At 58.9% G+C, this 21,519-nt stretch carries 18 protein-coding genes; 3 read left to right on the top strand and 15 right to left on the bottom strand.

Annotated elements, in window-relative coordinates:
• Positions 1–69 precede the first annotated feature (69 nt).
• From rpoD to rpsU, 3 genes are all read right to left on the bottom strand, one after another.
• Positions 70–1,920: an RNA polymerase sigma factor RpoD gene (gene rpoD / locus CKW32_RS11975; RefSeq protein WP_095185047.1), complete on the bottom strand. Its 1,851-nt coding sequence runs from the start codon at positions 1,918–1,920 to the stop codon at positions 70–72.
• A gap of 67 nt (positions 1,921–1,987) precedes the next feature.
• Positions 1,988–3,955, bottom strand: coding sequence for a DNA primase (gene dnaG / locus CKW32_RS11970; RefSeq protein ID WP_032883872.1), 1,968 nt, complete (start codon positions 3,953–3,955; stop codon positions 1,988–1,990).
• A 443-nt stretch (positions 3,956–4,398) separates the two neighbouring features.
• A complete protein-coding gene (rpsU, locus tag CKW32_RS11965; RefSeq protein ID WP_002551877.1) occupies positions 4,399–4,614 on the bottom strand; it encodes a 30S ribosomal protein S21 in 216 nt (71 codons plus the stop codon).
• A gap of 202 nt (positions 4,615–4,816) precedes the next feature.
• Between rpsU and tsaD the strand changes: the two genes are divergently transcribed.
• Positions 4,817–5,842, top strand: coding sequence for a tRNA (adenosine(37)-N6)-threonylcarbamoyltransferase complex transferase subunit TsaD (tsaD, locus tag CKW32_RS11960; protein WP_095185046.1), 1,026 nt, complete (start codon positions 4,817–4,819; stop codon positions 5,840–5,842).
• Positions 5,843–5,885: 43 nt separating this feature from the next.
• Here the strand turns inward: tsaD and plsY are convergent, their stop codons facing one another.
• The gene (plsY, locus tag CKW32_RS11955) at positions 5,886–6,455 is read right to left on the bottom strand and encodes a glycerol-3-phosphate 1-O-acyltransferase PlsY (protein ID WP_032883869.1); all 570 of its coding nucleotides are present in this window, start codon (positions 6,453–6,455) and stop codon (positions 5,886–5,888) included.
• Positions 6,456–6,527: 72 nt separating this feature from the next.
• Between plsY and folB the strand changes: the two genes are divergently transcribed.
• Together folB and folK are read left to right on the top strand one after the other, a co-directional pair.
• Positions 6,528–6,881 carry a dihydroneopterin aldolase gene (gene folB, locus CKW32_RS11950; protein WP_032883867.1) on the top strand — a complete coding sequence of 118 codons (354 nt, stop codon included), beginning with the start codon at positions 6,528–6,530 and terminating at the stop codon, positions 6,879–6,881.
• Complete coding sequence (gene folK / locus CKW32_RS11945) at positions 6,872–7,396, top strand: 2-amino-4-hydroxy-6-hydroxymethyldihydropteridine diphosphokinase (protein ID WP_095185045.1); 525 nt, start codon at positions 6,872–6,874, stop codon at positions 7,394–7,396. Before folB ends, folK begins: the two co-directional genes overlap by 10 nt.
• On the opposite strand, the gene CKW32_RS11940 is transcribed toward folK, so the two are convergent.
• From CKW32_RS11940 to CKW32_RS11890, 11 genes are all read right to left on the bottom strand, one after another.
• Positions 7,385–8,620, bottom strand: coding sequence for a multifunctional CCA addition/repair protein (locus CKW32_RS11940; RefSeq protein WP_095185044.1), 1,236 nt, complete (start codon positions 8,618–8,620; stop codon positions 7,385–7,387). The two genes, folK and CKW32_RS11940, sit on opposite strands and share 12 nt — an antisense overlap.
• 63 nt (positions 8,621–8,683) lie before the next feature.
• Positions 8,684–10,249 (bottom strand): SpoVR family protein, encoded by a 1,566-nt coding sequence (locus tag CKW32_RS11935; RefSeq protein WP_095185043.1) that lies wholly within the window; start codon positions 10,247–10,249, stop codon positions 8,684–8,686.
• Positions 10,246–11,517 carry a YeaH/YhbH family protein gene (locus CKW32_RS11930; RefSeq protein WP_016977872.1) on the bottom strand — a complete coding sequence of 424 codons (1,272 nt, stop codon included), beginning with the start codon at positions 11,515–11,517 and terminating at the stop codon, positions 10,246–10,248. Before CKW32_RS11930 ends, CKW32_RS11935 begins: the two co-directional genes overlap by 4 nt.
• A 113-nt stretch (positions 11,518–11,630) precedes the next feature.
• Complete coding sequence (locus CKW32_RS11925; RefSeq protein WP_003194732.1) at positions 11,631–13,553, bottom strand: PrkA family serine protein kinase; 1,923 nt, start codon at positions 13,551–13,553, stop codon at positions 11,631–11,633.
• A 284-nt stretch (positions 13,554–13,837) separates the two neighbouring features.
• Positions 13,838–14,167, bottom strand: a complete 330-nt coding sequence (glpE, locus tag CKW32_RS11920) for a thiosulfate sulfurtransferase GlpE (protein WP_032883859.1) — start codon at positions 14,165–14,167, stop codon at positions 13,838–13,840.
• Positions 14,168–14,199: 32 nt separating this feature from the next.
• Positions 14,200–15,051 carry a symmetrical bis(5'-nucleosyl)-tetraphosphatase gene (locus tag CKW32_RS11915; protein ID WP_095185042.1) on the bottom strand — a complete coding sequence of 284 codons (852 nt, stop codon included), beginning with the start codon at positions 15,049–15,051 and terminating at the stop codon, positions 14,200–14,202.
• Positions 15,051–15,431, bottom strand: a complete 381-nt coding sequence (apaG, locus tag CKW32_RS11910) for a Co2+/Mg2+ efflux protein ApaG (protein WP_032883857.1) — start codon at positions 15,429–15,431, stop codon at positions 15,051–15,053. The genes CKW32_RS11915 and apaG overlap by 1 nt, the downstream gene beginning before the upstream one ends.
• A gap of 103 nt (positions 15,432–15,534) precedes the next feature.
• The gene (gene rsmA / locus CKW32_RS11905) at positions 15,535–16,347 is read right to left on the bottom strand and encodes a 16S rRNA (adenine(1518)-N(6)/adenine(1519)-N(6))-dimethyltransferase RsmA (RefSeq protein WP_095185041.1); all 813 of its coding nucleotides are present in this window, start codon (positions 16,345–16,347) and stop codon (positions 15,535–15,537) included.
• Positions 16,344–17,333, bottom strand: a complete 990-nt coding sequence (pdxA, locus tag CKW32_RS11900; RefSeq protein ID WP_095185040.1) for a 4-hydroxythreonine-4-phosphate dehydrogenase PdxA — start codon at positions 17,331–17,333, stop codon at positions 16,344–16,346. The genes rsmA and pdxA overlap by 4 nt, the downstream gene beginning before the upstream one ends.
• Positions 17,330–18,670 carry a peptidylprolyl isomerase gene (locus CKW32_RS11895; RefSeq protein ID WP_032883854.1) on the bottom strand — a complete coding sequence of 447 codons (1,341 nt, stop codon included), beginning with the start codon at positions 18,668–18,670 and terminating at the stop codon, positions 17,330–17,332. Before CKW32_RS11895 ends, pdxA begins: the two co-directional genes overlap by 4 nt.
• Positions 18,645–21,458, bottom strand: coding sequence for an LPS-assembly protein LptD (locus CKW32_RS11890; RefSeq protein ID WP_095185039.1), 2,814 nt, complete (start codon positions 21,456–21,458; stop codon positions 18,645–18,647). The genes CKW32_RS11895 and CKW32_RS11890 overlap by 26 nt, the downstream gene beginning before the upstream one ends.
• Between the last annotated feature and the right edge of the window lie 61 nt (positions 21,459–21,519).

The following is a 21,519-nucleotide window of genomic DNA, read 5'->3' as shown; positions in this document are numbered from 1 at the left end:
GGGAGTGGGGCAGTACGGGATTTTATCTATGCAAAACAAAACCCCCGGCATGGGCCGGGGGTTCTGGTATCACTCGTCGAGGAAGGAGCGCAGATGCTCGCTTCGCGTCGGGTGGCGCAACTTGCGCAGCGCCTTGGCTTCGATCTGACGGATCCGTTCACGGGTCACGTCAAACTGCTTACCGACTTCCTCAAGGGTGTGGTCGGTATTCATGTCGATGCCGAAACGCATGCGCAGTACCTTGGCTTCACGGGCAGTGAGGCCGGACAGTACGTCGCGAGTCGCTTCTTTCAAGCTCTCAACAGTGGCGACATCGATTGGCGACTGCATAGTCGAGTCTTCGATGAAGTCACCCAGGTGGGAGTCTTCGTCATCACCGATCGGGGTTTCCATGGAGATCGGCTCTTTAGCGATCTTCAATACCTTGCGGATTTTATCCTCAGGCATTTCCATGCGTTCGCCCAGCTCTTCCGGGGTCGGTTCGCGACCCATTTCCTGCAACATCTGCCGGGAAATACGGTTGAGCTTGTTGATCGTCTCGATCATGTGCACCGGAATACGAATGGTGCGGGCCTGGTCGGCGATCGAGCGAGTGATCGCTTGACGGATCCACCAGGTGGCATAAGTCGAGAACTTGTAGCCGCGACGGTATTCGAACTTGTCCACAGCCTTCATCAAACCGATGTTGCCTTCCTGGATCAGATCGAGGAATTGCAGGCCACGGTTGGTGTACTTCTTGGCGATGGAGATCACCAGACGCAAGTTCGCTTCTACCATCTCTTTCTTCGCGCGGCGGGCTTTAGCCTCACCGATCGACATGCGACGGTTGATGTCCTTGATCTCGGCAATCGTCAGACCGGTTTCGGTCTCAAGTGCAGTCAGCTTCTGCTGGCAGCGGATGATATCCGGCTGCAGGCGACCAATGGCTTCAGCATACTTCGCCTTGCCTTTGGCCAGAGCGTCGCTCCAGCTTTCGTCAACTTCGTTGCCCGGGAACTGGCGCAGGAAGTCAGTACGCGGCATGCGAGCATCACGAACACAGAGCTGCATAATCGCACGCTCTTGTGCGCGCAGACGCTCAAGGGCGCTGCGAACGCGTTCAACCAGGCCTTCGAATTGCTTCGGAACCAGCTTGATTGGCATGAACAGCTCAGCCAGCGCCAGCAGCTCGGCAATTGCCAGCTTGTTGGAGCGACCGTGCTTTTTCAGGGCCTTGCGGGTGACTTCCATTTGATCGGAAACCGCACCGAAACGCTGGGCGGCGATGATCGGGTCTGGACCGCTTTCGACTTCTTCTTCGTCGTCGGTGCTGGCTTCAGCCTCGTCGTCTTCGGAGTCGTCGTCCGCTTTCGCGGCTTTCGCATCGACAGGCGGCGGTACTTCGGCAGCAGGCGGCGCAATACCGTCGTCCGGGTCGATATAACCGCTCAGGACGTCGGACAGGCGGCCACCTTCGGTGGTGACGCGAGTGTACTCGGAGAGAATGTGGTCAACCGTGCCAGGGAAGTGCGCGATTGCGCCCATCACTTCACGGATGCCCTCTTCGATACGCTTGGCGATTTCGATCTCGCCTTCGCGTGTCAGCAACTCGACGGTACCCATTTCACGCATATACATGCGCACAGGGTCAGTCGTGCGACCGATGTCGGTCTCCACCGCGGCCAACGCAGCAGCGGCTTCTTCAGCGGCTGCCTCGTCGGTATCGGCGTCGGCCAACATAAGGGCGTCCGCATCCGGAGCACTCTCGTGTACGGGGATCCCCATGTCATTAATCATGCGGATGATGTCTTCCACCTGCTCAGGATCTGAAATATCCTCAGGCAGGTGGTCGTTGACCTCTGCGTAAGTCAGATACTTCTGCTCACGACCAAGGGTGATCAACTCTTTGATACGAGACTGCTGTTGCGCTTTTCCGGACATAACACCCTATCCACTGAAGGTCTTGGCGGGCAAAAAACAAGCCGAGGATTATACCCGAGCTATGACCTCACACGCCAGCTGAGGTCGGGTTTGATGCGGAAACATTCTGTTTTAAGAGGTCGCGCATCTGTTTTGCTATCTGAATTTGCTCTTCAGCCGATAATCCTGGCTGTCTTGCTCTCTTGATGAGTTCATCGAGGGTTTGCGTATGCTGACCCGCAGATAACCTAGTAATGGTGTCTAAAAACTGTTGTTCAAGGTTATCGCCGTCAATTAGCCACTCCTTTTCCGCAAGTGCTTTCAACAAGCGCCCTTGTTCTGTGCCGTGCCAGCGTGCCATCAGCTGAATTGAGTTTAGCTTAGGATTTTTCTGCACGGCTTCGATCAGCGCGATCAGCACCTGAGCGTAGGTATTGCTCGCATTGGCAAAATGGTCGGCACTTTCGACCTTGCCCGCCAGTTGCGGGTGGTGAATGAGCGTGCGCAGGGCGATCAGCGTGGGCGCTTCTACGGCAACTGGCGTGCGTGGGGCGTAGGCCTCATCGCGATCGCCACGCTTGCCGTTCTTGCTCCACGGTTTCTTGTCCCATTTCTTGCCGCCGGCACCGGGCTTCTTCGGCGTCCATTCCTGCTGGGGCGCGTAGGCCTCCTGCGGCTGGAAGTCGGCATAGTCCGGCATGGCGTCGTAATCCATGCCCGGGTCGTAGGCGGGCGGAGCATCCTGCGGTGCGCTGTGCACCAGCTGACTGACGGCTTCGCCGCTTAGCCCGGTAATTTCCAGCAGGCGTTGGCGCATCAGGGTGCGCAGGTTGGCGCCAGGCACCTTGTCGATCAGCGGCGCTGCGAGGGTGGCCATATGGGCCTTGCCTTCAAGGGAGCGCGGATCGGCTTCCTCAGTCAGTTGCTGGAAAAAATAATCGGCCAGCGGCTGCGCATGTTGGTTGATGCGTGCACGGAATGCGTCAGTGCCTTCGGAGCGCACCAGGGTGTCCGGGTCCTCTCCCTCGGGCAAGAACAGGAAGCGCGCGCGGCGCCCATCCTGCAGGCTCGACAGCGTGGCTTCGAGTGCGCGCCAAGCGGCGTTGCGGCCAGCCTGGTCGCCGTCGAAGCAGAACAGCACGCTGGGCACGACGCGAAACAGGCGCTTCAGATGTTCTTCGCTGGTGGCGGTGCCAAGGGTGGCGACGGCGTTGCGCAAGCCTTGCTGGGCCAGGGCGATCACGTCCATATAGCCTTCAACCACGATGATTTCATCGAGGTTGCGATTGTTCTTGCGCGCTTCGAACAGGCCGTAGAGTTCCTGGCCTTTGTGGAACACCGGGGTTTCCGGGGAGTTCAGGTACTTGGGCTTGTCGTCGCCCAGTACGCGGCCACCGAACGCGATGATACGGCCGCGGCTGTCACGGATAGGGAACATCACGCGGTCGCGGAAGCGGTCGTAGCGCTTGCCGGTCTCGGCGTTTTCCACCAGGAGGCCTGCGTCGATCATCGCTTTTTGCTGCAGAGTGTCGCTGCTCAAATGTTTGTACAGGTTGTCCCAGCCGGGTGGCGCGAAGCCGAGACCAAAGTCGCGAGCGATTTCACCGGTAAGGCCGCGGCCCTTGAGGTAATCGACGGCCGCCTTGCGCTGAGGATGGCTCTTCAGTGCCTGCCGGTAAAAGTCGGCGGCGGCAGTGAGCAGCGGGTATAGCGGCGAATCGGTGGGTTGCCGTGGTTTATGCGGGCGGCCACTTTCTTCGCGAGGGACTTCCATGCCGGCGGCTTTCGCCAGGTCCTCGATTGCCTGGGGGAAGTCCAGGTTGTCGTGGTCCATCAAGAAGCCGAGGGCGTTACCGCCTGCGCCGCAGCCAAAGCAGTAATAGAACTGCTTGTCTGGGCTGACGCTGAACGACGGGGTTTTTTCTTTGTGGAACGGGCAGCAGGCGGTGTAATTCTTGCCGGCTTTCTTCAATTGCACGCGCGAGCTGACAACATCGACGATGTCGGTGCGGTTCAGAAGGTCGTCAATAAAGCTCTGGGGAATTAGCCCGGCCATGGCGTTCTCGTCATCACTGCGTGTAAATGAGGGCCCGTGAAGTGCTCAAGCGCTTGAGTCGAGTGGCTTGACCATCAATCGTCTGCTTGGGCTGTATGGAAGTGTATCTGCCGAGCATTCACTGACGTTAATTTCTATCAGTCTTCGGCGAAGAAATGTTGCCCCTGGCTCCGGTCTTGGCCGCTGGCGGCCTCGGAAGCTCATCGATGGGCACAGCCGACCGTTGATCGCCTGTTTACAGAATAAGTGTGCTCGTCAGTAGCCTTGTTAGGCTCGTCAGAAGAGACGTGCACCGCTGGCAAAAGAGCCAGTCCTGACGTGTGAAGCAGTTGTCTCAGTCGCATGTGCGGCTTCGACGATGAAGCATCAAGCGATATCTGCAAATGCCAATAGCCCGGCTGAAGGGCCGGGCTTGGCAGAAGCTTGCTACGAACGTCTGTGTATTAGTACAGACGAACGGCGCGGCGCTGCTCGCGCTGAACTTTCTTGGCGTGACGCTTAACAGCGGCTGCTGCTTTACGCTTACGCTCAGAAGTTGGCTTCTCGTAAAATTCGCGGCTACGAACTTCGGCCAGTACACCGGCTTTTTCGCAGGAGCGCTTGAAACGACGCAGAGCTACGTCGAAGGGTTCGTTCTCTTTAACTTTGACGGCTGGCATCCAGAGCTACCTTCTTTCATTACCGGGATCAACGTTCTCGTCGCAAAAAATTCGCGGCTGAGGTCGTCGGTTTTTAAGGGTTGCGGATGTTAACCCCTCATTGACCGGAATGCAAAGCCTCTGATCGAAAACCGCTAGTCGGGAGGGGGAGTGGCGACTATTATGCGCGCCTTCGAATTTAGCCTCTACAAGGCGCAAACCCATGCTAGTACTGGGACTTGAAACCTCCTGCGACGAAACCGGTGTCGCACTTTACGACAGTGAACGCGGGCTTTTGGCCGATGCACTGTTCAGTCAGATCGACCTGCACCGCGCTTATGGCGGCGTGGTGCCGGAGCTGGCCAGCCGTGATCACGTCAAGCGCATGCTGCCCTTGATTCGCCAGGTGCTGGACGAGGCCGGTTGTGTGCCGACCGAGATCGACGCGATTGCCTACACGGCGGGCCCTGGATTGGTCGGAGCCCTTCTGGTTGGGGCCTCTTGCGCACAGGCGCTGGCTTTCGCCTGGGGTATTCCAGCCCTGGGTGTGCACCATATGGAAGGCCATTTACTGGCGCCGATGCTGGAAGAAAACCCGCCGCAGTTCCCGTTCGTCGCTTTGTTGGTTTCGGGGGGGCATACGCAGCTGGTTCAGGTCGACGGAATCGGTCAATACACGCTTTTGGGCGAGTCGCTGGACGACGCCGCCGGCGAAGCTTTCGACAAGACTGCGAAGATGATGGGCCTCAATTACCCCGGCGGGCCGGAAATCGCCCGTCTCGCCGAAAAGGGCGTTGCTGGTCGCTACACATTCCCGCGTCCGATGTGCGATCGCCCCGGTTTGATGTTCAGCTTCAGCGGGTTGAAAACCTCCGCACTGAATACCTGGCAGCACAGCGTCAGCGCCGGGGACGACAGTGATCAAGCCCGTTGCGACATCGCTCTGGCGTTCCAGCAGGCCGTGGTGGAGACTTTGACCATTAAGTGCAAGCGTGCCCTGAAACAGGCTGGCATGAAGCGTCTGGTGATTGCTGGCGGCGTCAGCGCCAACAAGGCGCTGCGCAGTTCATTGGAAAAAATGCTCGGTGATATGAAGGGGGATGTGTTCTACGCCCGCCCTGAGTTTTGCACCGACAATGGCGCCATGATCGCCTATGCCGGTTGCCAGCGTCTGCTGGCGGGGCAGCACGAAAGCCTGGCGATCAGCGTGCAGGCACGTTGGCCGATGGAGCAGCTGCCGCCGTTGTAGGCCGTTATTTGGGCGCGACGTGAGCCAGGCTCATCTGGGGGATTTAAAAATGCCGTTCGCGCCCGGCAAACAGGTCGCGTAAATTGCCCCGATGGCGCCAGACGATCAGCAATGTCAGCACGCTCATCGGCAGCAGCGCCGCCGGTTCCTGCCAGGCCAGCAATGGCAGGGTGAGCGGCGTGGCGATCAGCGCCGCCAGTGAGCTGGTGCGGGTCAGGTAGAACGTCAGCAGCCAGGCAAGCACGGCCAGTAGTGCCGCCGGTGGGTAGATCCCCAGCAGCATACCGGCCGCCGTGGCGACACCTTTGCCGCCGCGAAATCGGAAGTACAGTGGAAACAGATGGCCCAGGACGGCGCACACGCCCACCCAGGCCTGCTGTTGCAGGGTAAGGCCGGCGGTGCTGGCGATCAGCACGGGCAGCAAGCCCTTGCACAGATCGCCCAGCAGCGTCAGCACGGCGAGCTTCTTGCCGGCCAGGCGCAACATGTTGGTGGCGCCAGCATTGCCGGAACCACTCATTCGCGGGTCGGGGTTTCCCGTCAGGCGGCTGAGCAAAATGGCGAAGGACAGCGAGCCGAGCAGGTAGGCGAGAATCGCCAGTGACCAAAACATGCTAACTATTCCGGGCGAGGACGCCCTGATTCTAACGGGGCATCGCGCCCTTGTCGTGCTGCGGAGAAGAGCTTGGACAGAGTGTTTATCGAAGGCCTGGAAGTCGACACCGTGATCGGGGCCTACGACTGGGAGCGCGGGATCCGCCAATGCCTGCGTCTGGACCTGAGCTTCGCGTGGGATAACCGCCCGGCCGCCGCAGGTGACGACCTGACCTTGGCGCTGGATTACGCCAGCGTTTCGGCGCGTATCCAGGCGTTTGCCGAACAGTCCCAGTACCAACTGGTGGAAACCTTTGCTGAGCGCTTGGCCCAAGTGTTGATGAGTGAGTTCCAGATTCCCTGGCTGCACCTCAAACTGACCAAGCCCGGCGCAGTACCGGCCGCCAAAGGTGTGGGCGTGGAGATTGAGCGCGGATGTCGCTAACTCAGGTTTACCTTGGCCTCGGTAGCAATATCGAGCGCGAGCTCCATCTGTGCGCCGGGCTCGACGCGTTAGCGAGCTTTCTGACGGATATGCGCTGCTCGGCGGTGTTTGAAAGCCAGCCGGTGGGCATCAAAAGCGGGCCGTTCTTCAATCTGGTGGTGTCGGCCTATACCGACCTGTCGTTGACAGAATTGGACCGCCGTCTTAAGACCATCGAAGCTGAAAACGGCCGCTACGCGCCGGACCGCAAAGGCCTGCCATTGGACATCGATGTGCTGCTGTACGGCGAGTTGGTGGGGGATTTCGACGGTTTGATTCTGCCCCGTGCAGAAATCCTGAAAAACGCCTTTGTTTTGTGGCCGCTGTCGTTGATGGCGCCGGACCGCGTGCATCCTGAGGTGGGTAAAACGATGGCTGATCTGTGGCGGGATGCGCAGATCGATCAGTTGCTGGCGCCTGTCGCCTTTGAGTGGCAGGGCCAGCACCTGACGCCGAATGCGCTTCTAATTCGATAGGGCGCGTTGTTCCTTGTAGGCCTGCAACGCCTTGAGCCGTTCGCGCTTCAAGGCTTCGCCCAGCTCAGGGCCTTTGAAACCCTTCTCCACCAATGGCGCCACCGCCACCTCGCGTGCTGTCTGCGCCGCACCGCGCAAATAATCTGCCTGTGGATAACTGCGTTGCTCGAAGCCCTTGCGGCCCCGGGCATCCATTTCACAGGCGACCACAAACTCCTCAAAGCGCTGCGGTCGGCGATATACGTCAAAACTTTGCAGTAACTCCAGCAGCGTCGAGGCTTTCAGCTCCAGCGCTCGATGGCCGTGGGTGTGATATTGACCCACCAGCAGCGCCAGCTCCTGGCAATCCCTTGGCACTTTGAAACGTTCATTGACTGCCTTGATCAGCTTCAAGCCCCGATGCTCATGGGCGATATGCTGCGGCAACTTATCCACAGGCGTTAGACCCTTGCCCAGGTCATGCAGCAGGCAGGCCCAGCGCACGGTCAGTGGCTGTTTGTGCAAGGCGGCCTGCTCCAGCACGCTCAAGGTATGCACGCCAGTGTCTATCTCGGGGTGGTGGGCCTCGGGTTGGGGGACGCCGAAGAGTGCATTCACTTCCGGCATCAAGGTTTTCAGTGCGTCGCAGTCGCGCAGGACCTGAATAAACACCTGAGGCTGATCTTCCATCAGCGCTCGGGAGATTTCCTTCCAGCTGCGCTCCGGCGTCAGGGCTTCCAATTCGCCTGACTCGCTGAGTTGACGCATCAGTTCCAGAGTCTGCGGTGCCACTGTAAAACCAAGATTTGCATAGCGAGCGGCAAAACGTGCGACGCGCAGAACTCGCAGGGGATCTTCGGCGAAAGCGGGGGAAACATGGCGCAGAACGCGGGCTTCGAGGTCACGCTGGCCGTTGTAGGGGTCGGTCAGGTTGCCGTCATCGTCTTCAGCCATTGCGTTGATGGTCAGGTCGCGACGGATCAGGTCTTCTTCCAGCGTGACCTCGGGGCTGGCGTGAAAGACAAAACCGCCATAGCCCCGGCCGCTCTTGCGCTCAGTGCGGGCCAAAGCATATTCGTCGCCGTTCTTCGGGTCCAGGAACACCGGGAAGTCAGCGCCTACCGGCTTGAAGCCCTTCGCAAGCATCTCCTCGGTGGTCGCACCGACAACGACGCGGTCGATATCAGTGACCTTGATGCCCAGCAGGCGGTCACGCACGGCGCCGCCGACTTTGTAGATTTTCATGAAAAAGCCTCCATTAGCGGCACAGGATACCGCCTGTGCCTGACCAATGGAGGCTTTGCTGTTTCAGAGGTGAACGACGGCCATGTCCAGGCGACCATAGTCGTTATCGTTGTGATCACTGCGCGGTGGTACATGGTGAGTTTTCATCACCTGATCGCCTTGCAGGGTTTCCAGATGGATGTCAAAACCCCACAGTCGGTGCAGATGCTTGAGTACTTGCTCGGTGGATTCGCCCAGGGGTTTGCGGTCATGTTGCTGGTGACGCAAGGTCAGCGAGCGGTCGCCGCGGACGTCGATGCTGTAGATCTGTACGTTGGGCTCCCGGTTGCCCAGGTTGTACTGCGCGGCCAAGGTTTCACGGATGATGCGGTAGCCGGGCTCATCGTGGATGGCCGGCACCACCAAATCGTCCTTGAGGTCGTCATCGAGGATGCTGAACAGTTTGAGGTCGCGGATCACCTGGGGTGACAGGTACTGCAGGATAAAGCTCTCGTCCTTGAAGCTGCTCATGGCGAACTTGATGGTGGACAGCCAGTCGCTGCCGGCGATTTCCGGAAACCAGCGGCGGTCCTCTTCGGTCGGGTGTTCGCACATGCGCCGGATGTCGCGGTACATGGCAAAACCCAGAGCGTAAGGGTTGATGCCGCTGTAATACGGGCTGTCAAAGCCAGGCTGAAATACCACACTGGTGTGGGAGGTGAGAAACTCCATCATGAAGCCGTCGGTGACCAAGCCCTCGTCGTACAGGTCGTTCATGAGCGTGTAGTGCCAGAACGTCGCCCAGCCTTCGTTCATCACTTGGGTTTGGCGCTGTGGATAAAAGTACTGGGCGATCTTGCGCACGATGCGCACGATTTCCCTTTGCCATGGTTCCAGCAGTGGGGCGTGTTTTTCCAGGAAATATAGGATGTTTTCCTGAGGTTCGGCGGGGAAGCGAGCGTTGTCCTTGTCGCTGTTTTTGTCGGCGCGTTTAGGAATAGTGCGCCACAGGTCGTTGATTTGCTTCTGCAGGTGCTCTTCACGCTCCTTCTGACGCAGGCGTTCTTCCTCGGCAGAAATCGGGTACGGGCGCTTGTAGCGGTCGACCCCGTAGTTCATCAGGGCATGACAAGAGTCGAGCAAGTCCTCCACTGCGTCGATCCCGTGGCGCTCCTCACACTGCATGATGTACTGCTTGGCGAACACCAGGTAATCGATGATCGAACTCGCATCGGTCCAGGTGCGGAACAGGTAGTTGCCTTTGAAAAAGCTGTTATGCCCATAGCAAGCGTGGGCCACCACCAATGCCTGCATGCAGATGGTGTTTTCTTCCATCAAGTAGGCGATGCATGGGTCGGAGTTGATCACGATCTCGTAGGCCAGCCCCATCTGGCCACGGGTGTAGGACTTCTCGGTGCTGAGGAAGTGTTTACCGTAGGACCAATGGTGATAACCCAGCGGCATACCAACAGACGCGTAGGCATCCATCATCTGCTCAGCGGTGATCACTTCGATCTGGTTGGGGTATGTGTCCAGGGCATAACCCGCCGCGATCCGACTGATTTCCTTGTCATAGGCTTGGATCAGCTCAAAGGTCCACTCGGAGCCGGTGGAAATGGGTTGGCGCTTAGTCTCTTTTTTGGCGGTCATGTCACTAACCTGCGCTGGAAGAGTTCACGGAAGACCGGATAGATATCGCCGGCCGAGACCAGTTGCTGCTGGGCGAACGTGTCGGCAAAAGCTTCGCCGATGCGCTCATATTCGAACCACAGGGCCTGGTGCTCACGGGGGGTAATTTCAACGTAAGTGTAGTACTGCACGAACGGCATGATCTGGTTGATCAGGATGTCGCGGCAGATGGGCGAATCATCATTCCAGTTGTCGCCGTCAGAGGCTTGAGCGGCGTAGATATTCCATTCGTTGGCCGGGTAGCGCTCGGCCATGATCTCCTGCATCAGCTTCAGGGCGCTGGACACGATGGTGCCGCCGGTTTCCCGCGAGTAGAAGAACTCTTCTTCGTCGACTTCCCGGGCGCTGGTGTGATGGCGGATGAACACTACGTCTATCTTGTCGTAGTTTCGCTTCAGGAACAGGTAGAGCAGGATGAAGAACCGTTTGGCGATGTCCTTGGTGGCCTGGGTCATGGAGCCGGAAACGTCCATCAGGCAAAACATCACCGCCTTGGAACTGGGGTTCGGTTGTTTGACGAGCAGGTTGTATTTCAAGTCGAAGGTGTCGAGGAACGGCACACGATGGATGCGCGCACTGAGTTTCTCGATTTCCGCCTCGATTTCCTGGATATCGCCGAAGTTATCGGGTTCTTCGCGCTTCAAGCGCGCCAACTCTTCCTTGGCCTCTTTCAATTTTGCGCGGCTGCTGCCCGACAGGGCGATACGCCGTGCATGGGCCGAGCGCAGGGTACGGATGATATTGATCCGTGACGGGTTGCCCTCGTTACTGATACCTGCCCGCACGGTCTTGAAGGTGTCGGTACCGGTCAGGTTTCGTTTGACGAGGTTGGGCAATTCCAAGTCCTCGAACATGAACTCGAGGAATTCCTCCTGGGTAATCTGGAACACAAACTCGTCCATGCCTTCGCCAGAATTGCCGGCTTTGCCTGGACCTTTGCCGCCACCACCGCCTTGAGGTCGCTGGATATGTTCGCCGGTGGTGAACTCCTTGTTACCAGGGTGCACGACGGTCTGTTTGCCGCCGCGGCCATGGTGCAGGACCGGTTCGTCGATATCCCGTCCGGGAATGCTGATTTGCTCACCATGCTCCATGTCGGTAATGGAGCGGCGGCTGACGGCCTCTTCAACGGCCTTTTTGATGTGGTCACGGTAACGCCGCAGGAAACGCTGGCGGTTTACCGTGCTCTTGTTCTTGCCATTGAGGCGTCGGTCGATCACATAGCTCATGAGGAGCCCTCCGGGCAGCTTCACGTTACAAGCTTCAAGCGGCGAGCTGTAAGCTTAGAGACAAGCGGTCAACTGCCAGGCCCATGACCTGGCAGTGCACGCCTATCGCTGCCTTACTGCGATTTGCGAACCCGCAGATACCACTCGGAGAGCAGTCGTACCTGTTTGTCGGTGTAGCCACGCTCGACCATTCGTGTGACGAAGTCGTTGTGTTTTTGCTGGTCCTCCTTGCTGGCCTTGGCATTGAAGCTGATGACCGGTAGCAGATCCTCGGTGTTGGAGAACATTTTCTTCTCGATGACCACCCGCAGCTTCTCGTAGCTGAGCCAGGTAGGGTTCTTGCCGTTGTTGTTGGCGCGGGCACGCAGTACGAAGTTGACGATCTCGTTGCGGAAATCCTTCGGATTGCTGATGCCAGCGGGTTTCTCGATCTTTTCCAATTCCTCGTTGAGGGCTACGCGGTTGAGGATCTCGCCGGTTTCCGGGTCGCGGTATTCCTGGTCCTGGATCCAGAAGTCCGCATACAGCACGTAGCGGTCGAAAATGTTCTGGCCGTACTCGCTGTAGGACTCCAGGTACGCGGTCTGGATTTCCTTGCCAATAAACTCGATGTAGCGCGGCGCGAGGTACTCCTTGAGGAAGCGCAGGTAGCGTTCACGGGTTTCCGCCTGGAACTGTTCCTGTTCGATCTGCTGCTCCAGCACATAGAGCAGGTGCACGGGGTTGGCGGCGATCTCGTGCGGGTCGAAGTTGAAGACTTTGGACAGGATCTTGAACGCAAAGCGCGTCGATAGGCCGTTCATGCCTTCATCCACGCCTGCCGTGTCGCGGTATTCCTGGATTGACTTGGCTTTAGGGTCGGTGTCCTTGAGGTTTTCACCGTCGTACACGCGCATCTTCGAGTAGATGTTCGAGTTCTCCGGCTCCTTGAGGCGCGACAGCACGGTGAACTGGGCGAGCATCTTCAGGGTGTCGGGTGCGCAATGGGCCTTCGCCAGGGAGCTGTTGAACAGTAGCTTGTCGTAGATCTTGATCTCATCGCTGACTCGCAGGCAGTAAGGCACCTTGACGATGTAGATCCGGTCGATGAAGGCTTCGTTGTTCTTGTTGTTACGGAAGGTGTGCCATTCCGATTCGTTGGAGTGGGCCAGCAGGATCCCGGTGAACGGAATCGCGCCCAAGCCTTCGGTGCTGTTGTAGTTACCTTCCTGGGTCGCGGTAAGCAGTGGGTGCAGCACTTTGATCGGTGCCTTGAACATTTCCACGAATTCCATCAGGCCTTGGTTGGCCCGGCACAGTGCGCCCGAGTAGCTGTAGGCGTCGGCGTCGTTTTGCGGGAATTCTTCGAGTTTGCGGATATCGACCTTACCCACCAGCGCCGAAATATCCTGGTTGTTCTCATCGCCCGGCTCGGTCTTGGCAACGCCGATCTGGTTGAGGATCGAGGGGTAGAGTTTCACCACGCGGAACTGGCTGATGTCACCGCCAAACTCGGCCAGGCGCTTGGTGGCCCAGGGCGACATGATGGTGTTGAGGTAGCGGCGTGGGATGCCGAAGTCTTCTTCGAGGATCGCGCCATCTTCCGTGGCGTTGAACAGGCCCAGTGGCGACTCGAAGACCGGCGAGCCCTTGATCGCGTAGAAGGGCACTTTCTCGATCAGCTGTTTGAGCTTTTCGGCCAGGGACGATTTACCGCCGCCGACAGGGCCGAGCAGATAGAGGATCTGTTTCTTCTCTTCCAGGCCTTGGGCGGCATGGCGGAAGTAGGAGACGATCTGATCAATGCATTCTTCCATTCCGTGGAAGTCTTCAAAGGCCGGGTAGCGGCGGATCACCTTGTTGGAGAATATTCGCGACAGGCGCGAATTATTGGCGGTTTCCACCAGCTCCGGCTCACCAATCGCCAATAGCAGGCGCTCGGCGGCAGATGCGTAGGTGCTGCGGTCCTGCTTGCACAGCTCAAGATACTCTTGCAGCGTGAGTTCTTCCTGCTGTGTGGACGCGAAGCGTTGTTGGAAGTGGCTAAAGATACTCATGACGTCGTCACCTCGCTCGATACGTGGAGCCGACGCCGGATCTATCAGTCGATGCTGGCAGTCATTGACGATCGCCAATGGCCGTTTTCCCCCCAGAACACCCTAAACGCTACCGATGACCCGCACGCCGGTGTACCGGCTCTCCCCTGATTCGGATGGCCTGCGCTTAAGGATAGTTCGGAATCTGGGAGGTCAAGGCGTGATACGCAATTAGTTTGCCTGCGCCGTTCGTCAGAAACGGCGCGAGCCCAAGCGTCACGCGGGGTAGCGGGGTTTGAAAATATTTATTGCGAATCGCCCGAAGAAATTTCTGCAGGATAGGTCGTACGCCACAGCTCAAAACCACCGTCCAGGCTGTAGACGTCGGAGAAGCCTTGGCTGATCAGGTAGGCGGCGGCGCTTTGGCTGGAGTTGCCGTGGTAGCAGGCCACGATCAGTGGCGCGTCGAGGTCGGCGGCGCGGATGAAGTCGGCGATGTTAACGTTATCCAGATGCTGGGCGCCGGTGATATGGGCTGCCGAGTAAGTAGGCTGGTCGCGGATATCAACCACCACCGCGCCTTGCTCGCGCAGGGCTTGGGCTTGTTCGGGAGGGATACGTTTGAATTCGCTCATGGCGGGCTCCTTGTCTTGGCGGCGCTTAGCGTCTAGCGCTTGGCGGCAGCCGGCAGTGTAATGGGAAGGGGAGATTCACACTGGCAGCTGTGGCGCTCGCCAGTGTCGATGTTCATCAGGGTCATGGCGCCGCCCCACACGCAACCGGTGTCGAGGGCGAATACGCCGGGTTCGTTGCACTTGCCTTCCAGGGCGGCCCAGTGGCCGAAGATGATCTTCGTATCACGGGTCTTGCGTTCCTTATGGGCAAACCACGGCTTGTAGCCGGGCAGGGCGGTGTCGGCACCTTCTTTGCTCTTGAGGTCCAGCTTGCCCTCGGCGGTACAGAAGCGCATGCGTGTGAAGTAGTTGGTGATCACCCGCAGGCGGGCGACGCCCGTCAGGTCGTTATCCCACTTCACCGGTTCGTTGCCGTACATGCCGTCCAGGTAGGTGGTGTACAGGCTGTCATCGGCCAAGGCACTTTCGACTTCGGCTGCGCACTTAAGGGCTTTCTTCAGCGTCCATTGCGGCGGGATACCCGCATGCACGAGGGCCATGTTGCGGCCTTCGTCGTAATGCACGATCTTTTGCCGGCGCAGCCAGTCGAGCAGCTCGGCTCGGTCGGGCGCTTCGAGAATTTCCCGCAGGGTGTCGCCCTTTTTCAGGCGCTCGATATTATTGCCGGCCGCCAACAAGTGCAGGTCATGGTTGCCCAGCACGCACACCAGGGAATCACGCAGGCTATATAAGTAGCGCAGGGTTTCCAGGGACTCAGGGCCGCGATTGACCAGATCACCGACCAGCCAAAGCCGATCATTGGCCGGGTCGAAGCTCACGCGCTCAAGCAGGCACTTGAGCGGCTCCAGGCAGCCTTGCAGGTCGCCGACTGCGTAGGTCGCCATCAGTGCAGGGCTCCCGGTACGGCAAGGCGAAATGGCTTGATGATGGCGTCGAACAGTTGGCCATCGGTGGCTTTCATCTGATACGAGCCTTGCATGGTGCCGACCTTGGAGGTCATCACCGTGCCGCTGCTGTAGGTGTGGCTGGCGCCAATGTCGATCAGCGGTTGCTGGCCAACCACGCCTGCGCCGCGCACTTCTTCCACTTGGCCGTCACCGTCGGTGATTACCCAATGGCGTGATAGCAACTTGGCCGGCACCTGCCCGTTGTTCTTCACCGTGATGGTGTAGGCAAAGGCAAAGCGGTTCTGTTCAGGTTGCGATTGGTCCGCCAGGAAGCGGGTCACGACGCTGACGTCGATCTGGTAGCGAGGATCGGACATGCAAGAGGCCTTAAAAGCAAAAGCGGAGGACAGCAGATGCGGATCAGTCTAGGCCAAGAGGTGGGCACTAGGCCAGACATGTGTCTGGCCATGCCTGGGTGCTTCAGTCGACTGCTGGAGCAGGCTGGATGGCAAGCTGGTCTGCCAGGCGCACGAACGCGGCCAGGTCCAGTTGCTCGGGACGCAGGCTACCGTCGACGCCGGCGGCTTCGATTTCAGCTTGGCTCAATAGGGCCTTGAGCGTGTTGCGAAGGGTCTTGCGGCGTTGGTTGAACGCTTCGCGCACGACACGTTCCAGCAACTTGTGGTCCTTGGCCGGGTGGGGCAGAACGGCATGCGGTACCAGGCGCACAATGGCCGAGTCGACCTTTGGCGGCGGGTTGAATGCACCCGGACCCACGTTGAACAGGTGTTCAACGCGGCAGTGGTACTGAACCATGATCGACAGACGGCCCCAATCACCACCACCTGGGCCTGCGGCCAGGCGTTCCACCACTTCTTTCTGCAGCATGAAGTGCATGTCGCGGATGATCCCGGCGTTGTTCAGCAGGTGGAAAATCAGCGGTGTGGAGATGTTGTACGGCAGGTTACCGACCACGCGCAGGCTATTAGGCGCGGCGTTGAGGGAGTTGAAGTCGAACTTCAGTGCATCGCCTTGGTGCAGGTTGAAGTTGGATTTTCCGGCGAACTGCTGGTTGAGGATAGGGATCAGATCCTTGTCCAGTTCAACCACGTCCAGCTGGCCACCGCTGGCCAGCAGGCCTTGGGTCAATGCGCCCTGGCCTGGGCCGATTTCCAGCAGGCGGTCTTCGGGCTTGGCATGGATGGAGCGCAGGATGCGGTCGATCACGCCAGCGTCGTGCAGGAAGTTTTGCCCGAAGCGCTTGCGCGCCCGGTGTTGGTAATGCTCAGTCATATACGGGTCTCGGCCATCTGATAGGCGGTTTCCAGGGCCACGTGCAGGCTGCCGGTATCGATCTTGCCGCTGCCCGCCAAGTCCAGGGCAGTGCCATGGTCGACGGAGGTGCGGATGATCGGCAGGCCCAGTGTCACGTTGACGGCGGCGCCGAAGCCTTTGTATTTCAGCACCGGCAGCCCCTGGTCATGGTACATCGCCAACACTGCGTCGCAGTGCTCCAGATATTTGGGGGTAAACAGAGTGTCCGCTGGCAGTGGGCCACGCAGGTCCATGCCTTCTTGGCGCAGACGCTCCAGGGTTGGTTCGATGATGTCGATTTCTTCATGGCCCAAGTGCCCGCCTTCACCTGCATGGGGGTTGAGCCCACAGACCAGGATACGCGGTTGAGCGATGCCGAATTTTTGCTGCAGGTCGGCGTGCAGGATGCGCGTGACGCGCTCCACGCGTTCGGCGGTGATGGCGTCTGCGACGTCACGCAGCGGCAGGTGCGTAGTCACCAGGGCGACACGCAGGCCGCGTGTGGCCAACATCATCACGACTTGTTCAGTGTGTGTCAGTTCGGCGAGGAATTCGGTGTGGCCGGAAAAGGCGATGCCGGATTCGTTGATCACGCCCTTGTGGACCGGTGCGGTGATCATGCCGGCGAAATCACCGTCGATGCAGCCTTGCCCCGCACGAGTCAGGGTTTCGAGCACAAACGCCGCATTGGCCTTGTCCAGTCGCCCTGCAACCACCTTGGCCTGCAGCGGGGTGTCCCACACATAGAGGCTGCCCGCGGGCGCCGGCAGGTCAGGCCAGTTGCCCGGCGCCACGTCCAGCAGGTTGATAGCCACACTCAGTTGCGCGGCCCGCTCAAGGAGCAGGTCGCGGCTGGTAATGGCAATCAGAGGGTATGGCTGAGGCTGCGAGGCGAGCAGCAGGCAAAGGTCTGGACCAATGCCGGCCGGCTCGCCGGGTGTTACCGCGAAACGCTTTGGTTTCACTGGGCTGCCTGGTCGGTGCCTGTTTGCTCGGCGCCTGGCAGCTTGTTTTCCACGTAGGCTTCGTCACGGATCTGACGCAACCAGGTTTGCAGCTCTTCGTCGTACTTGCGGTTACGCAGTACGTTCAGCGCTTGTTGCTCGCGGGCCTGGCTGGTGTTGTCAGTGGCGCGGCGGCCAAGGACTTCCAGTACATGCCAGCCATATTGGGTCTTGAACGGCTTGGACAGTACGCCTTGCGGAGTATCGGCCATTACCTGTTGGAACTCGGGTACCAGTGCTTTCGGGTCGATCCAATTCAGGTCGCCGCCGTTGAGGGCTGAACCTGGGTCTTCCGAAAAGCTCTTGGCCAAGGTGGCGAAGTCTTCACCGCTTTCGATGCGGTCATAGATCTTCTGGGCCAGCTCCTTGGTTTGCGCCTCGGTACGGATTTCGCTTGGTTTGACCAGGATATGACGAACATGAACCTCGTCTTTCAGCGAGGTCTCGCCACCGCGACGTTCCAGCAACTTCAGGATAATGAAGCCACCTGGGGTGCGGGCTGGCTGGGTGATACCGCCCACTTCCATGGCACTCAGTTCACGGTCGAACGGAGGTGGCAGTTGAGCGGCTTTACGCCAGCCCATATCGCCGCCTTCAAGGGCGTTGTCGCTGCCGGACTGGGCAATGGCCATCTGAGCAAAGTCAGCACCGCCTTTCAGGCGATCATAGATAGCTTGGGTTTTCGCCGCCGCCGCATTCAGTTGCTCGGAGTTGGCACTGTCCGGGGTCGGGATCAGGATATTGGCCAGGTGCAGTTCTTCGGAAAGCTGCATCTTGCCCAGGTCGGAGGCCAGGAAGTTCTTCACTTCCTGCTCGGACACCTGCACTCGCTCGGCAACACGACGCTGACGCACACGGCTGATGATCATCTCGCGGCGGATCTGGTCGCGGGCGTCTTCGTACGAAAGACCGTCGCGGGCCAGGGCTGAGCGGAACTGGTCGATGCTCATGTTATTGCGTTGAGCGATGGTGCCGACGGCCTGGTTCAGCTCTTCGTCCGAAATACGAATACCGGAACGATCACCGATCTGCAGTTGCAGGTTTTCGACGATCAAGCGTTCAAGTACCTGTTGGTCCAGGACGCTGGTAGGCGGTACACCACCGCCACGCTTGGCGATGGTTTGCTGAACTTCCTTGACCCGTTGGTCCAGTTGGCTCTGCATGATCACGTCGTTATCGACGATGGCCACTACCTTATCCAGCTGTTGAACCGCAGCGTGTGCCGATGCGGTCCCCAGGAACAGTGCGCCCAGCACTAGCGGGCGCAGACAATCAGAAAGCTTGGTCTTCACGTTCACGATAACCTTCAATGCCTTTGTCGAGGAAGCTCTCTACCTTGGCGCCGGTCAGGCCGCCGAGTCCTTTGAGGACGATCTGCAGGAAGAGCCCGTGGTCACCCTTTTCGTTCAGCGGGGCGATCTGGCTGTATTCGTCGTTGGAAACCCAGTAACGGTTGATGACGCGCAGTTTCCAGCAGCAGTTGTCGTACTCGAAACCACCAAAGGCTTCCAGGGTACGGTTGCGTGCGTAGTCATACTGCCAGCGGGTGATCAGGTTCCACTGGGGAATGATCGGCCACATCATCGAGAAGTCGTGTTGTTGGATTTTGTAGTAATCCTTCACGTAGTTCTGGTCGCCTGGCTGACCGTAGTCGCCACCGAACTGCCACTTACCGGTCAACTGGTTGTAGACAACCTGGTCGTTACGATAGCGGTAACCAACGTTGATGATCTTGTTCGGGTTGTCTTCCGGCTGGTAGTGAAGCATCGCGCTGCCGGAGCGAGGGCTGTGCTCTTCGGTGTCCCAGTTGTAGTCGGCCGTGGCGCGCCAGTCGCGGTTGAAGCGGAACTCGTAGTCCAGGGCAACCGGGGACACGTCGGACTGTGCATCGGCACGGTCGGCGGCCAGGATACCCGGCAGTTGAACTTCACGATCCTTGAAGTACACAGCTTGGCCCACGGACACGCGTTGACGCTCGAAGCCGTTTTCTTCGATCCAGCGGCTGGTCAAGCCAAGAGACAGCTTGTTTTCGTCGCCGATACGGTCGGAGCCGCTGAAGCGGTTGTCGCGGAACAATGACGCGTAGCTGAACGAGTACTCGCTGGTGTCGAACACCGGAATATCGGCCTGGTCCTTGTTCGGCACGTACAGGTAGAACGCGCGCGGTTCAAGGGTCTGGCGATAGTCTTTGCCGAACCAGTTGGTATTGCGATCGAAGTACAGGCCGCTGTCGACGCTGGCTACAGGAATTGCGCGATCCTGAGAGCTTTTGAACGTGCCGCCGGCATATTGGGTGCCAGCTGTCGCGGCTGCAGCTTGTGCAGCGATGATGTCGTTCTTGCCTTTGTTGTCCAGGTCAAGATCGTACTTGGTGTAGACGTACTTGAGCTTCGGCGTCACAAAGCCGTAGGTCCAGTTCATCGGGTATGAAACGGCTGGCGCTACGTTCAGGCGAGTACCGTTTGCACGGGTCAGACCGTTGACGTAAGTGTCCAGGCGACGCTCGGAATCACCGTTTTCATTGATAAAGTTGCCGCTTTCCAGGCTGCGTTCAAACCGAACTGCTTCGGTTTCGTAGCTGAAGTTCAAACCACCTGGGTGGTATGGCAACTGACCATTGAAGGTGATCTGTGGCAGTCGGTCATACGGTGTGATCTGGGAGATCGTGGCCAGCTGGTAAGCCTGGACATTCAAGCGCGCCTGGTAGGAGTCGCCGCGATAACTCACGGAGCCCTGCTGGTTGACGTAGTCCCGGCTCTCGACACCTTCCTGATAGGACTTGAGGTCCTGGAAGTAATAAGGGTCGCTGATTTTTGTGTAGTCGACCTGGGTCAGTACACGCGAATCCAACCCGCCTTTATGCTGCCAATTGAGCATGTAGCGGGTTTTTTCGTAATCGGTCTGCAGTTTGCGTTCGTCGTTGTCGTCGTTGAGGTACGCGCCGCCGAACTGGCCTTCGCTGGACTTGGTGAGGTAGCGGAATTCGCCTTCCATCATCATGCCGCGCTTGGTCATGTATTGCGGGTACAACGTGGCGTCGTAGTTCGGCGCCAGGTTGAAGTAGTACGGCGTAACCAGGGTGAAGCCGGTTTCGCTGCCGGTGCTGAAGCTCGGCGGCAGGAAGCCGGACTGACGACGGTCGTCGATCGGGAAATAGATGTAAGGGGTGTACAGGATCGGGATGTTCTTGATCCGCAACGTCGCGTTGGTGGCCGTACCGAAACCGGTGGCTGGGTTCAACGTGATGTTGTTGCCTCGAAGCTGCCAGGCGTTGCTGTCCGGCTCGCAGGTGGTGTACGTACCGTCCTTGAGACGGATGATCGCGTTTTCGGCGCGCTTGGCGTACAGCGCGTTACCGCGGATACGCGACTTGTGCAGCACGTATTCAGCGTTGTCGATCTGGGCCGCGCCGGTGTCCAACTGAACCTGGGCGTGGTCGCCGACGATCAGTGCACCGTTGTCACGCAGTCGTACGTTGCCGTTCAGCTCGCCGCGGCTTTCGGCCTGGTACAGGCTGGCTTCTTCGGCTTCAAGCTGCATGCTGCCCTGGCGCATGACGACGTCACCTGCCAGGGTCGCGACTTGTTGTTCCTGCTCGTAACGAGAGGCCTTAGCACCGATGAAGGTGGGCGCATCGCTCTTGTTCGTCTTGTCGTTCATGCCAGGACGAGTCGGCTCGATGTACGCACCGCCGCAATAAGGACCGGTTTCGGCCAACTGGGCTGCGGTCAACTTTTCGCGAGGTACCCAGTCCAAGTGGCTGTAGTCGGCGCTGCGTGAGCGCAGGCCACGGCCCTTGGATTCTGTGACCAGTGCGGTCTTGGGTTCGGCCGCGGCAGTGCCACCAGCTTCGGCCTGCGCCGTGCTGTTGGCCGAGCTGACGGCAGCGCCGTCATGCACCGGGCGCGGTGGCAATGGGGCTGCGGCGGTTTTCGGCGCGCAATCCCAGGCACCCGAAGCAGAGACTGAGCAGTCATACTGTTCCGCGGCGACCACGAATGAGGTGGCGAAGGGTTGCATGGCCAGCAGACTGCCGGTTACCAGCAACGGAAATTTTCTACGAAACGCGGGGGATTTCAATGCCATCTTATTAGTCCGGGCTTCCTGCGTGCCATCTGCCCGCGGTTTGGGCCGCACGCCTCTCGAT

Origin of the sequence: Pseudomonas sp. Irchel 3H9 (assembly GCF_900187495.1) — a bacterium.
GTDB classification, from domain to species: Bacteria; Pseudomonadota; Gammaproteobacteria; order Pseudomonadales; family Pseudomonadaceae; genus Aquipseudomonas; species Aquipseudomonas sivasensis.
The sequence above is the reverse complement of the archived record's forward strand: the minus strand, read 5'-3'. Positions and strand labels throughout refer to the sequence as shown.